Origin of the sequence: Burkholderia sp. Ed8 (genome assembly GCF_040761425.1) — a bacterium.
GTDB lineage: Bacteria > Pseudomonadota > Gammaproteobacteria > Burkholderiales > Burkholderiaceae > Burkholderia > Burkholderia seminalis.
In genome coordinates this window covers 2,193,199-2,205,425 of the sequence record NZ_CP142886.1, presented here as the reverse complement: position 1 = coordinate 2,205,425, position 12,227 = coordinate 2,193,199, and the positions used below count along the sequence as shown (strand labels likewise).

Annotated in this window: 14 protein-coding genes and 1 tRNA gene; 14 read left to right on the top strand and 1 reads right to left on the bottom strand. The window is 59.4% G+C overall.

The genetic code is table 11. From position 1 onward, the window contains the following. Window positions 1–43: 43 nt before the first annotated feature. From VXM69_RS24185 to VXM69_RS24150, 8 genes are all read left to right on the top strand, one after another. Window positions 44–131: transfer RNA gene (locus VXM69_RS24185), tRNA-Ser, on the top strand. Between the two features lie 258 nt (window positions 132–389). Continuing rightward, window positions 390–1,628, top strand: coding sequence for a tyrosine-type recombinase/integrase (locus VXM69_RS24180; protein WP_367189351.1), 1,239 nt, complete (start codon window positions 390–392; stop codon window positions 1,626–1,628). Between the two features lie 68 nt (window positions 1,629–1,696). Then, window positions 1,697–2,356, top strand: a complete 660-nt coding sequence (locus VXM69_RS24175; RefSeq protein ID WP_367189350.1) for a hypothetical protein — start codon at window positions 1,697–1,699, stop codon at window positions 2,354–2,356. A 368-nt stretch (window positions 2,357–2,724) separates the two neighbouring features. After that, entirely contained in the window at window positions 2,725–3,048 is a 324-nt protein-coding gene (locus tag VXM69_RS24170; RefSeq protein ID WP_367189349.1) for a transcriptional coactivator p15/PC4 family protein, read from the top strand. Window positions 3,049–3,343: 295 nt separating this feature from the next. After that, window positions 3,344–3,754, top strand: coding sequence for a hypothetical protein (locus VXM69_RS24165; RefSeq protein WP_367189348.1), 411 nt, complete (start codon window positions 3,344–3,346; stop codon window positions 3,752–3,754). Then, window positions 3,747–4,100 carry a hypothetical protein gene (locus VXM69_RS24160; RefSeq protein ID WP_367189347.1) on the top strand — a complete coding sequence of 118 codons (354 nt, stop codon included), beginning with the start codon at window positions 3,747–3,749 and terminating at the stop codon, window positions 4,098–4,100. The genes VXM69_RS24165 and VXM69_RS24160 overlap by 8 nt, the downstream gene beginning before the upstream one ends. Next, the gene (locus VXM69_RS24155; protein ID WP_367189346.1) at window positions 4,093–4,434 is read left to right on the top strand and encodes a hypothetical protein; all 342 of its coding nucleotides are present in this window, start codon (window positions 4,093–4,095) and stop codon (window positions 4,432–4,434) included. Before VXM69_RS24160 ends, VXM69_RS24155 begins: the two co-directional genes overlap by 8 nt. Then, complete coding sequence (locus VXM69_RS24150) at window positions 4,431–7,211, top strand: DUF927 domain-containing protein (RefSeq protein ID WP_367189345.1); 2,781 nt, start codon at window positions 4,431–4,433, stop codon at window positions 7,209–7,211. Before VXM69_RS24155 ends, VXM69_RS24150 begins: the two co-directional genes overlap by 4 nt. Before the next feature lie 353 nt (window positions 7,212–7,564). On the opposite strand, the gene VXM69_RS24145 is transcribed toward VXM69_RS24150, so the two are convergent. Next, window positions 7,565–8,323, bottom strand: a complete 759-nt coding sequence (locus VXM69_RS24145) for a hypothetical protein (RefSeq protein ID WP_367189344.1) — start codon at window positions 8,321–8,323, stop codon at window positions 7,565–7,567. 88 nt (window positions 8,324–8,411) lie between these two features. Between VXM69_RS24145 and VXM69_RS24140 the strand changes: the two genes are divergently transcribed. From VXM69_RS24140 to VXM69_RS24115, 6 genes are all read left to right on the top strand, one after another. Then, complete coding sequence (locus VXM69_RS24140; protein WP_367189343.1) at window positions 8,412–8,630, top strand: hypothetical protein; 219 nt, start codon at window positions 8,412–8,414, stop codon at window positions 8,628–8,630. 89 nt (window positions 8,631–8,719) lie between these two features. After that, window positions 8,720–9,424 carry a hypothetical protein gene (locus VXM69_RS24135; RefSeq protein ID WP_367189342.1) on the top strand — a complete coding sequence of 235 codons (705 nt, stop codon included), beginning with the start codon at window positions 8,720–8,722 and terminating at the stop codon, window positions 9,422–9,424. Between the two features lie 304 nt (window positions 9,425–9,728). Further along, entirely contained in the window at window positions 9,729–10,652 is a 924-nt protein-coding gene (locus tag VXM69_RS24130; RefSeq protein WP_367189341.1) for a hypothetical protein, read from the top strand. A 170-nt stretch (window positions 10,653–10,822) separates the two neighbouring features. Continuing rightward, the gene (locus VXM69_RS24125) at window positions 10,823–10,987 is read left to right on the top strand and encodes a hypothetical protein (RefSeq protein WP_367189340.1); all 165 of its coding nucleotides are present in this window, start codon (window positions 10,823–10,825) and stop codon (window positions 10,985–10,987) included. After that, window positions 10,987–12,003, top strand: a complete 1,017-nt coding sequence (locus VXM69_RS24120) for a hypothetical protein (RefSeq protein WP_367189339.1) — start codon at window positions 10,987–10,989, stop codon at window positions 12,001–12,003. Before VXM69_RS24125 ends, VXM69_RS24120 begins: the two co-directional genes overlap by 1 nt. 9 nt (window positions 12,004–12,012) lie before the next feature. Beyond that, window positions 12,013–12,207: a hypothetical protein gene (locus VXM69_RS24115; protein ID WP_367189338.1), complete on the top strand. Its 195-nt coding sequence runs from the start codon at window positions 12,013–12,015 to the stop codon at window positions 12,205–12,207. Window positions 12,208–12,227: the final 20 nt, after the last annotated feature.

Sequence of the window (12,227 nt, the reverse complement as noted above, 5' to 3'; positions counted from 1 at the left end):
GGGATGAACGCGGCGGCATTTCGGTTACAATGCCGCCTCGTGTGGAAGCGTGGCCGAGCGGTTTAAGGCACCGGTCTTGAAAACCGGCGACGGGAAACTGTCCGTGAGTTCGAATCTCACCGCTTCCGCCAGATCACCCATCCGCGCCCGTCCAGATTCATCCGAATCAATCGCCCAAACCCTTACCACAAAAGGGTTTCCCGACAAACCTCAAAACTCGAACCATCCGGATTCATTGCGATCCGTCCGGAATAGTCGTAAAGTTTTCGGTGGGTCGGTTGGTGGGTTGGACTCGCGCACTGGCGGCGCTATGCCGCTCCCGGAAAACCTCCGCCGAACTCGCAAAGGCCCCGCGTGGTGGGCCTCACGGCGAACAGTTCGATTGGATCATGCCCAAAACGGCAAAAGAGCTTGGCGCGCTAGCGGTTTCGAGACTGTCGGCACCCGGCTGGCACGCAGTAGGCCGAGTTGCTGGCCTGTACCTGCAGATCTCTCCGACCGGCACGCGCTCATGGATACTTCGCGCGACCGTGGGCGGCCACCGTCGCGAGATTGGCCTTGGCGCTTATCCCGGCGTACCGCTTAAAGAGGCTCATGAACGGGCCCAAGCCATGCGCGATGAGATCCGAAGCGGCGTCGATCCAGTGCTCGCGCGCAAGGAGGCGGCGAGCCGCCTAAGGGCGAGCCAGGCTTTCGAGATCACGTTCGAGGTTGCGGCCAAACGGTTCATCAAGGCCAAAGAACCCGAGTGGAAGAACGCGAAGCACGGCGACCAATGGCGCAATACGCTCGCCGAATATGCCTATCCTAAGCTCGGCACCCTGATGGTTCGACATGTCGCGCGCGCACACATCATGGAAGTCCTCGAGCCGATCTGGATGACGAAGACGGAAACGGCATCGCGGTTGCGCGGACGGCTGGAGGCCATCCTCGACTGGGCCAAGGTAAAAGGCTTCCGGGATGACGGGACCAATCCTGCTACGTGGCGTGGCAATCTCGATAAGCTCTTGCCGGCCCCGAAGCGGACCAAGCGAGTGCGGAATCATCCGGCCCTCCCGATCGCTCAGATGGGAACCTTCATGAAGGCGTTGCGCGCGACCGATGGCGTCAGCGCTCGATGTTTAGAGTTCACGATCTTGACCGCAGCGCGATCCGGCGAGGCTCGTGGCACCAGATGGAGCGAAATCGACCTCAAACGCGGTATCTGGTCGGTTCCGCCGGAGCGGATGAAGGCCAAGAAGGAGCACCGCGTACCGCTCTCGCCGGCAGCCATTGAACTGCTAAAGGCAATCGAGCGCACCGAAGATCAGGATCTTGTGTTCCCCAGCCCGCGGTCCGGCAGCGTATTGAGTGACATGGCTCTATTGGAGCTGATGCGTCGGCAGCACCTCGAGGCAACTCCGCATGGCTTTCGATCCACGTTCCGCGATTGGGCAAGCGAATACACCAATTATCCGCGCGAGCTCGCAGAGGTTGCTCTCGCCCACATCAAGACCGATGCAACGGAAGCGGCCTATTGGCGGGGCGATGTACTCGAGAAGCGCCGGCGCATGATGACGGATTGGGCCAACTTCATCTCAGTGCCATTCGTGGATGGCGGCGTGGTTCCGATTGGAAAGTCGGCATAAACAGATGAAATCGCCGGACTGGCGCGATCTAATTTTCCGGCCAACGTAGCTTTATGGGGAGGCGAAACGTGGACTCTATCGCTCGGCAGAATGAAAAGATGCTGAGAACTCTCGACATTGAAGTAAGCGAAATCACGCAACAATATCGATCCTCATACGAGTCCGTATTCAAGATGGATTACGACTCGTCGTCGAAGGTGCTCGACGCGCTAGGAGCAAGTCTAATCGACCAAGCACTTCTGGACGCACGTCTCAGTCAAGAAACTCCGGTGGGAAAAATCGCCACCCTCGAGTCGATATCCGCCCTATATAAGCTGTGCGGCAGAAGCACAACGAAGCGACGGCTGCTGATCTCGATTGCGCTGGGAAGAGTTTATTTGCGAAACATTCTTCGACTAGCACAAGCTGGAGATTTGGAATCCGCGATCAGTGCTCTTTCAGCCGCATCCATGACGAGTGGTGTCGTTCAGACGTGCACTGACGAAATTGTTGCAAAGGCCGCGCCTGGGAAGGTCAGCTCAAGCAAGCGAAATGCTACGTTTAAAAAGCTGTCAGAAGAGGCTCTCAAGAAATGGAGAGCCGAAGTTCCCCACAAATTGTCTGCTAGCCGTGCGGCGGAAAAACTGCGTGCGATGGGGATCCCTCTTTCTCACGACAAGCTGGCGCGACTCATCTCCGCAGAGAAACGAGCCAATCCGGTCGATGATCAAGATCCTTCGGCTGAGTAGGTCCCTGCATACGAACCGCAGCACGTGGTTTAGCTGCTAAAACACGCGTTCTAGTCGCCAGAGATCGTGTAATAGCAGGTTGATCTCTTGGGATTCTAGAATCGAAAAAATACGCTGTATCGACCCGTCCAATTCCGGACGCTTTTCGAGTCGATACGGATGAAAACGAAAGACAAGCTCAGGGATTTCGATAGCCTACCCAACGCTGCGTCTGTCGACGTGCACGTCGTCGCCGCTCTTTGTGGGTGCAGCGTTTCCACCGCGTGGAATCGATCCCGTCGCGGCGTACTGCCGAAGCCTCGCAAGATCGGTGGCTCTACCCTTTGGAACGTCGGCGAGCTGCGTGCGGTTCTTACGGGGGCACATGCATGACGATCCCGACGACCCAAAATGAAAAGGGCCGCGACTCCGGCAAGAGCGCGACCCAGACGACCCACAGCAATGATACCGCGCCGTCGGAACCCGGTGGGTATCTTCTGGATATGCAACGGAGTGCATCGGAACGCCTGCGCGTTCAGATCCGTCAGTTCCGCGGTCGTGAGTTCCTCGATGTTCGCTGTTGGTACGACGCCGGCGGCGGCGAATATCGTCCGAGCCAGAAAGGCGTCACCCTCAATCCATCTCAGCTCGCCGAGCTCATCCAGGCGCTCATGATCGCCGGCCGAGCGTTCGACGCGAAGGGGGTGAACTGATGTGGATCCACAAAAAGACCTTGCAGCTCGTAAACTCTGCGCGTATACTTTTCCCGTGGCTGAGACAACAGCCGCCCGGATTGGCGTCCGGAATGATTCTCTGGCGGACAACCGCCGCAGTGCGGTTTTTTTACGTCCGTACACCTCGTCCCATCTTCTATGGTCGGGCCTTGGTGGGGGTGCGCTTGCGCACGCCGGTATCCAGAGACGCCGGTACGCCAACCCTGCCATGTGCCCGGCCACCCCGATTGGCGTCGGGAGCCGGGTTACTCAACCCGTCTCTGGAGGCCGCACCATGTTGCGCCATATCCCCGCTCGTCCCGAGCAACCGCAGTGTTCGAATTTCCTCACCGATAAAGTCAGTATCGCCCTTCGTTCGGCTGCACTTGCGCCGAGCTTAGCCTCCGCACTCGACATCGCCGGCGCCGCACTCGTTGACATTGCGACGATCGCGCGCAGCGAACGCCGGTCGCCGACATGGGCAATGTCCTCTACCCACGACACCGCGGCGACGGCACTGCAGGCTCTCGATCGAGTCGCCAGCATCCTCGAATCAATCGAGCGGCTGGCATCCGACAACGACGACGCAATTGCTGACCTCGCGTCGCTCGCGCGGGGACTTCTCGCGCATCAAATCGGCCGTGCGGAGCTCGTCTTCACGTCGACCCTTTGCCAAAACATGAATGCGGAGATTCGTCATGGCTAAGATCGCTGATGCACGTCAGAGCGCTATATCCGGCGGCGCGCTGAAACACATGGCAGTGGCAACGGAAACCGAGCCGCTTGACGTCAAGGAAATCGCCGCAGTGTTCGAAAGTGCCAGCGTTGCTGCCTTCCACGCATGCGAAACGTTCGCGAACATGCGATCGCTGTTTGAAGCGATCAAGGAATCGTCTGAGCCCGGATCGCTGGCAGCACGCCTCGCATCACTGGGGGAAACGTTGTGCGACGACAGGGAAATGTGGTTTGGCGATCATCAAGCGACGTTTGACGGTAACGCCGAGCGCTTCTCCACCGTTACCCGACACATGAAGGGAGTCCGGCATGAGTGATCGCCGCATTGCCCCTCAATCGATCGATGTCGGCTCTGGCGAATACCTGACTCCAGCCCAGCTCATTCTCATGTTCGGCTTTCTAACGTACGAGGCCCCGCTCGCGCCGATGAATGCCAAAAGCAGCGCCCGAATCGCCCTTGCGGCGATTCTCAGCGCAGCTGCTGCAGGCGGCTTCAAATCATCCGATTTGCTCGATACGTTGATGTCGCGAGCCGAACGGTCCGCGCGCGTCGACGCACTGGCACAGGGGGCCGTGTGTGCGATCGGCGACGCCAACGCGTTTATCGCAGTCATTCGGCGCGCCGGCATCTCGCTGGAGGCTGGCCTATGAATGCCGTGATAGACGAACGCCAGCGCATCGAGGCGGCGCTTTCCGTCGTTCCAGCCGATATCGATCGTGACACGTGGGTACGGATTGCCATGGCGCTGAAAAGCGGCCTTGGTGATGATGGTTTCGAGCTGTTCGATTCGTGGAGCCGCGGCGGACAGTCGTATGTCGAAACCGATGCGCGAGACACGTGGCGCTCACTGAAGGTGAGCGGCGGAATCACGATCGCAACACTCTTTGCCGTTGCGAAGAAGTACGGCTTTGATCCCGTGCAGCACAAGGCCCCGGTGGTTGCCGAGGCCGAACTAGAACGACGTCGTATGCGCCGAGCGCATAATGCCACCGCGGATGCTGAGAAGCGGCAGAAAGCAGGTCGCAATGCGGCGACGCTAGCATTGGCGATCTGGTCTAAGGCCAGCCCGGCGCGCCCCGACCATCCATATCTTCTCCGCAAAGGCCTTCCGAACGTTGATACGCTCCGCGAGATAGAAGTACAGCGGCTCACCGCCCTGGCCGGATATGCGCCGAAGTCATCGGCGCATTGTCTTGCCGGCCGTGTCCTGCTCGCCCAGGTCGAGAAGGCCGGCTCAGTGACTAGCCTCGAGATGATCGACGAAGGTGGTCGAAAATCGGCTCTCGCCGGCGGCGTGAAATCGGGTGGGTACTGGATCGCGGCGGCGCCGGATTCCGGATCGAAGCGCATTCTCGTCGCGGAAGGCTGCGCGACAGCCTTGTCGGCGCACCTATGTACCGGGCTCCCGGCCGTCGCGGCGCTGTCATGCGGGAACATGCAGAAAGCGGCCGTCGCTCTCGCCGAGAGATATCCCGTCGCTGAACTCGTACTGCTCGGCGACATAGGCAACGGTCAGGAAAAGGCCCTCGAAGCCGCGCGAGCGGTGGGCGGCGCGGTCGCATTTCCGAATTTTGGTGATGGTCGGTCGGATGACGCAACGGACTTCAACGATATGCACCTGCTGCTCGGCGCGGATACCGTCAGGCGAGCGATTGAAGCAGCCGCCCCGGCCACCGATAACACGATCGACTCGGCCGATTCAACATCGGCACGGAGCAACTTCCCCGGGCTCGAAGATCGCCCCTGTTACCGCGTATACGAGGACTGGCAGGAAATCGGCGGCCGGAAGGTGAAACCAGGCGTCTACTGGCACGGCACGAAGGCCGAGAAGAACGATGCGCCGCCCGTGCTGATCGACAAATGGATCTCGACGCCTCTCCGGGTGCTCGCGACGACGAGCAACGGCGAGGATGCGGAATACGGACGACTGCTCGAAATCCTGTCACCCGCCGGCAAGCGCAAGAAATGGGCGATGCCTATGTCGATGCTGGCCGGCGACGGGAGTGAAGCTCGCGGCGTGCTGCTCAGCGAGGGCCTGATATTCGATCTGAACGACAAGAATGCCATCCTGCGATACGTCGCCGCTCAGATGCCGGCTGCCCGTATGCGGGCGGCGAGTATCACGGGTTGGAGCGGCGATGCATTCGTGCTGCCGGATATCGTGATCGGCGCCGACGACATATGGTTCCAGGCGTCCGGGCGCACTGCGCCCTACGCGAGTGCCGGCACGTTCGACGCTTGGCGCGACCTGGCGGCACTGGCGGTCGACAATCCGCTCCTGATGCTCGCCTTCTCGGCAGCGCTGGCCGGTCCCCTCCTCGGGCCGCTCAACATCGACGGTGGCGGCGTGCATATCTACGGCGACTCGTCGTCAGGCAAAACCACTGCGTTGCATGCCGCAGTGAGCGTCTGGGGCGGCCCGGCCTTCAAACGCACCTGGCGCGCAACGGCGAATGGATTGGAGGGAACAGGCTCGCTGCACTCTGACACGCTTCTGGCACTCGACGAGCTCGGCGAAATCGATCCGAAGAGCCTCTACGAGGCAGCGTATGCGCTTATCAACGGCACGGGTAAGACGCGAGCCAACCGGCATGGCGAAGCCCGTCAGGCGAGCCGTTGGCGCGTCTTTTTGCTCTCGACAGGCGAGCTGACGATCGCTGGGCGGATGAGCGCGGGCGGCATCGAGGCGAAGACGGGCCAGGAACTTCGGATCCTCGACGTGCCCGTACAGGGCAAATTCGGTCTATTCGACAACCTGCGTGGACGCGCGACCGGCGCCGCATTGTCTGACGAGGTGCGGAATCTCGCTGCCCGGCACTACGGACATGCGGGCCCTCTCTTCGTCGAAGCTCTTGTGCAGGCGCTGAAGAGCGGCATGAACCTGTCAGACGAGTTGCAGCCGATCCTCGAAAGCTTCGCAGTAGACGGCCAAGAGCGCCGGGCGGCGCGCACATTCGCAATTTGCGGACTCGCCGGCGAACTGGCGGCTCGATGGAAAATCGTTCCGTGGGAGTCTGGCGCAGCAACGCGTGCGGCAAAGCATGCATTCGGACTGTGGCGCCAGCGACGCGGCACGAACGGGCATAGCGCCGAACACGTCGCGATCCTGCGCGCCGTCTCCGATTTCATCGACCGACATGCAGAAGGCCGCTTCTCGAATATCGATGGGAGTGTTGACGTTGTCCGCGACCGTGCGGGCTTCTGGAAACAGGAATTCGAACGCCGTCTCTATCTGTTCCAGGCCGGCGGCTTGCGCGAAGCGTTGAAGGGCCACGACTTTGAGCGCGCATTGAAGGCGCTTGAGAGCGCGGGCGCGCTGGCCGCAACCGATCCGGGCCGACGATCGAAGACGACGCGGACTCCGGACGGTCACACACCGCGGCTCTATCACATCGACCCGGCGAAGCTTGACGCTGATCCGCTGTAGCAACGGATTTTTCTGGCAACAACCGGCAACAGAGGCAACAACCACAACCAGCAAGGAAATCAGGGAGTAAATGGCATGGCAACGTGTGGCAACAAACGGCAACCGTCTGCCCCTCTCAGATCTAATCGTCGGCGGTAGGCGTTGCCACTGTTGCCACGTCATTCGCGAAGTGGCAACGGCGGAGACGGCTGTCTGGTAAGGCTGTTGCCGGTGTTGCCACTGTTGCCGCACTAGCGATAACAGGAATGAAAGGGAAAGTCCGAACTACCGATTTGCGCGCGCGGCTTCGCCGCCAGCACGGTCACGGCTGATCAGCACGCGCCGGAGGAAACCGATTGCACTGCCCTCATGCTTTATCGACCAAGGGTTGGAAATCTATCTGGATCCAACGGAACGGCTCCCTGCAGCAGGTACTCCAGATACCGATTCATGATCGTCCAGGCACGTCGTGTGACTTCCATAGTCACTGCACCCGGCGTGTGGCCTGGTTGCCCGTGACGCGGGTCAGCCGACGCATCAGTGATGTACTTCAGATAGGCCTCGTCAATGTGCAGTACGTCGCGCAATTGGTTCCAGGCGGACTTGGGGCTAGAGCCGGGTGTGGCGATCAAATTTTTCAAGCGATCCATTGCGCGAGCACATTCAACAAGCGAGACATGCGGAAGCGAAATGGCTGTGATTAACTCGCGAAGGGCCATAAACAATAACGGCTGCCCAATAACCGTACGGCAAACGTCATCGAAGCGATGTTCCAATGAATATGCCGTGCAGAGACTGGCGAGCTCGGGATTTGCGTGCGCAATCGAAGTTGTCCTTCCATCGGGATCGATGAATGTGTCGAAAATTACTGTAAGTCCGATTCCTTGGCTGAACGCGATCACGTCGACCTGCGCTCGGCAAATGTCGAGCGCACGTTGATGTACTTGTGGAAAGTATTCTGGAAGCCATGTTTCGAGTTGACACTCGACGTCTACACTGGAATTTTGGATACGAAACAAAAACTCGAGCGCGACGCCCCAATCCACATCCCTCCATTTGATGGATGGCCGGTAGTTAATAGACACCTGTGGCTGGCTAGGAAGTACCCGCCCACGGAAATGGATTTTTTTCATAGTCTCTATCGACGGTCGAGGTTTCTAGCATATCGCGTTTCCGTTCGATATCGACACGTGCAAATAGTGAGCCGAATAGGAGACGCACATGAGCATTACATTCGCGAACGCGCGTGCGGCGGTGCTGGCGGCAACTCCAGCGGCGCCCCCAGATTTCTCACGCGAGCCGACGCTGGCGACCGTATCGCAGCCAAGCTATATCCGGACGAAGCTGAATCGTCGTCCGTTCGTTTCCCGGACGTTCTCAACAAGCGGAACGATGGGGCCAGCAGTATTGGCTGCGACGTCGGGGCATCAAAGTCGCTAACGCCCATGATGGACCATCGAGCCTCCGTAACTCTCTCGCCTCGCGCAGCGTTCCGCTAAGCAGCACGCCGTCAATTGATGGATAGAAACATGAGACCACGAAAACCGAAAAGACGCATCCCGGCCGAAATCGGTGCTACCGTCACAGTGGGCGCCTGTGATATCGCTGGCAGCTATTGCCCGCTCCCGCCTCCCGATTTTTTCACCCCAGCGAAGGCGGCGCTCCTGATTTCTGCGCAGCTTCATCCGGACGATGAAGGACTGCGCGCGGATACAGCACGGTGCTACGAAGAGAAGCTGTTCGACGATCTCTGCTGCGGTCGACTCGTTGGCCGCGATCCCCCTACCCGGCTGCCGATCGAATATCGCGATCTCGCGGGCGCGGTCATGTTCCGCTGCTGCCTTATCAGCACAGCTGATCTAAACGACTGGCTAGCAACCCTTGGCACCGGCATCTCCGTGGAATCCCCGGAGGACTGCCCATCCGATGGGCCGTTGGTCAATGAGGCGTCCACTGGCGAAATAGACGGCATCGGACGTCAAGATATGCCGCCCGGCCCAGCCCGCGATAGCGCTATTCGGACATATCACGACAACCTTGTCGCCGCGGGCGGCGGCAAATATCGAAAACGTACGGCATCCGCCTTTGGTCGCTCGCTGACTGTAATCGATCGAGCATTGAAGCGAACCGAAGCCACCATGCCAGTGCCCGCGGCAGGAAGTCGAGACAAATGGGACATGTGGAGTAATGATCCGTTCGGCAGATCCAGCCGCGTCCCCCTTGATACCAAATGACGCACACGCGCATGTGTGAAGTTGCAGCACACATGTATGACGCTCCAACCTGCCTCCATCCGCTGGCCACCTTGAGCACATCGCTCGAACCAGCGGGAGGAGAACAGCGTGAACAAGCGAGCCACAATCGTTTCTCGTCGTCGCCCCGAACACTGGGGGGCGGTCGCTTCGGCAGCCCGTGATGTCGCAGACAGCAATCGAGCTGGATCTCGTCGAGACAGCACCACCGGACGCGTGAAGCTCCATCCCGGCTGGGATGCCGCGTTCGAGCGCGCTATGGTACGGTGATGCAGGAGATCCAGCAATGAACCTCCACGAGGCCCTTCGCACGAATGTGCAGCTCGAAGCGGCGATTGCCGACGTCCGCGCTGCAATCCAAAGCCGCGCTAACGCCGATCTCGCGTTCACCTCATGCTGCAACAATCTCGACCAGGCAAATGCAGCTCTGCCGGAACTCGATCGCACGGCGGCATGCCTTCAGGCTGAAGCGATCCAGTGCGAGGCGCTGTCTGCAGCAAATAACGCCTCGAAGGCCGACGTGACTAAGGCCGTAAAGGCAGCTGACAAGGCAGCACTCGACGTCACCGAAAAGAAGCGCGAGATCGAGCGCCAGATGGCGGCGCGCGAAATGCTGATCGAAATGGCGCGGGCTGCCGATGAAGCGGTCAATGCCGCGAAGGCGAAGTTCACAGCGGCCGTTGCAGCGGTGCGCGCTGGACTCCTGACGGCGCTCGAGGAGGACCTCGTGCAGGCATTCAACAATGCGCTCTTCCCCATCCTCAGTGCGGCGAAAGCGATCGACAATTGCTTTCCTGGCGGTCTCGATCGGTCCTGGTTCAGTGACCTGCAGTTGATGTCGCCGCGCAACCACCGCGCCAATCTACTCAAACCGATTCCTGACACAACTCGCCTGCCCGAGCAGGCTGATCTGACGCTTCGCGAGATTGCCGCGACCACCAAAGCGCTGCAAAGCCACAAGGCGTTCATGCCGCCGCACGCCAAGGTGCCGCAAACCGAGACTCGGCAGAGAAGCGCTCGCGAACAACAACGGTTCGACGAAGCTGCCGAGCGCATTCGTCGGTCGGAGGAAGAGTTCGACCGGCGTCAGGAGCGCAGTAAAGAGCACAAAACTGGAAATTCATGGTCATTTGGGGAGCCTGGCGGCGCGCGTTCTGCACGTCCCGCTGAAATCAACATGGGCCCCGCTATTCCGGTGAACGATAGCTAAGCAGCCGCAGACAGGCGACGTACTACGGTCTCAGCCGGCGGTAGGCCAGCTCAGAAAAACACCGGCATCTGCCGACGCTCCTGGAAGCGAGCGCCACCTCCTGATTCACGCCCATCAGGCACGGCTCGCGGCGGGCGGCAGAACTTCCTCATCACTCACAGGACCTTGCAATGGACACTATGAGCACGGATCAGTCGAACGACGATGCACTGGCGAATACCAAAGTGGGCCTCATCACCTTCGGAGATCCATTCAACGGTAACGGGGGTGTGCAAAACGAATCGTTCAATGAAGTGACGGAGAACGATCAGCAAAAACTCTCGGAGAAGTCCTAATGGATCGACTCATTGCCGCAAACTCGGTACCTCAAGCACAGGCAGATACCGCTCCGGCGACCGGCACACCTCAATTTGCGACGGACGGAAATCCGGCCTCGAACGTGCCCGCGACACGTTGGCCGTCGTATGCGTTCAACGCGATCCAGGAAGAGCTTATCGCCATCCTAAGGATGGCGGGCATTACGCCTGACCGAACTAACAACGCTCAGATAGCCGCCGCGATTCAGGCGTTGATCACCCAATCTGCGCCTGTGGTTGGCAGCATGCGAAATCTCGCGATGTCGATCCCTACCGCGTCGTCGAGTGCAACGCTGACTGCAGACGAACTGGTGGTCGGAACTGCCTTGGGCAGTAAGAAGTACGTTCTCGGATCGTTCAGCAAGTCGATCAATATCGGGAATACAGGTCCTGGGGGAATGGATACCGGCAGCGCTCCGGTGTCGGGATTCGTGGCTCTATATGCGATCTATAGTCCTGCCAAGGCGGCTCAACATGCGTCCGACCCGATAACCTACCCGGACGACGGTATTGCGTTGCTAGCGACGGATGCGACCACAACTATTGCCCCGAATGTATATGCGGGTGCCAATATGCCTCCCGGTTTCTCCGGCTCAGCGCTCGTAAGCGTAGTTCCGACCAATGCTGGACGCCAGTTCGCTCAGATCACTCAACGTAACCGCATGATCTCTGTTGTCAATCGGCCGATCATCGCGACGTCGTCAGGATCCTCGACTCCACAGGCATATACCACGACAGCATTCCCCAAAAACGCTGTTCGTGTGAAGGGATATAGCTCCTTCACCACCGGAGTGGCATCGACCGTCAACGCAGGAATTTATGCTGATGCCGCTGGATCGGATCAATCCACCGTCGGAGGGACGTTCACCGGAGCACAAGGAATTGCGGGGAGCTTCGATGTCTTGATCGGTCAACCGCAGACGATCTATTACACGCTTACGTCATCGTCAGGTGCTCCGTCCTGGGGCGCAAACTGTGAGCGATACGAAATCTAAGGATTTGACATGGTCACGATCTATGTGCAGTTCAGCGATGGAACCAAAGAAACCATCATTTCAGCATTTACTGGCCCGCAAAATGAGGAAGCGTTTCCGAACCAGGGAACAGTCACAAGCGACGACGGACGTTGGCAAGAGTATTTCGCAACGATTCCGAGCGAGTTGGCTGCTGCCTGGCCTACGCCGGCAGGGCGCTCGTAATAACGCTCAGTCAGTGCTCT

Coding starts and splice junctions, on each gene's coding strand:
- VXM69_RS24180 (WP_367189351.1), top strand. CDS start 390: ATGCCCAAAACGGCAAAAGAGCTTGGCGCGCTAGCGGTTTCGAGACTG.
- VXM69_RS24170 (WP_367189349.1), top strand. CDS start 2,725: ATGACGATCCCGACGACCCAAAATGAAAAGGGCCGCGACTCCGGCAAG.
- VXM69_RS24165 (WP_367189348.1), top strand. CDS start 3,344: ATGTTGCGCCATATCCCCGCTCGTCCCGAGCAACCGCAGTGTTCGAAT.
- VXM69_RS24160 (WP_367189347.1), top strand. CDS start 3,747: ATGGCTAAGATCGCTGATGCACGTCAGAGCGCTATATCCGGCGGCGCG.
- VXM69_RS24155 (WP_367189346.1), top strand. CDS start 4,093: ATGAGTGATCGCCGCATTGCCCCTCAATCGATCGATGTCGGCTCTGGC.
- VXM69_RS24150 (WP_367189345.1), top strand. CDS start 4,431: ATGAATGCCGTGATAGACGAACGCCAGCGCATCGAGGCGGCGCTTTCC.
- VXM69_RS24145 (WP_367189344.1), bottom strand. CDS start 8,323: ATGAAAAAAATCCATTTCCGTGGGCGGGTACTTCCTAGCCAGCCACAG.
- VXM69_RS24140 (WP_367189343.1), top strand. CDS start 8,412: ATGAGCATTACATTCGCGAACGCGCGTGCGGCGGTGCTGGCGGCAACT.
- VXM69_RS24135 (WP_367189342.1), top strand. CDS start 8,720: ATGAGACCACGAAAACCGAAAAGACGCATCCCGGCCGAAATCGGTGCT.
- VXM69_RS24130 (WP_367189341.1), top strand. CDS start 9,729: ATGAACCTCCACGAGGCCCTTCGCACGAATGTGCAGCTCGAAGCGGCG.
- VXM69_RS24125 (WP_367189340.1), top strand. CDS start 10,823: ATGGACACTATGAGCACGGATCAGTCGAACGACGATGCACTGGCGAAT.
- VXM69_RS24120 (WP_367189339.1), top strand. CDS start 10,987: ATGGATCGACTCATTGCCGCAAACTCGGTACCTCAAGCACAGGCAGAT.
- VXM69_RS24115 (WP_367189338.1), top strand. CDS start 12,013: ATGGTCACGATCTATGTGCAGTTCAGCGATGGAACCAAAGAAACCATC.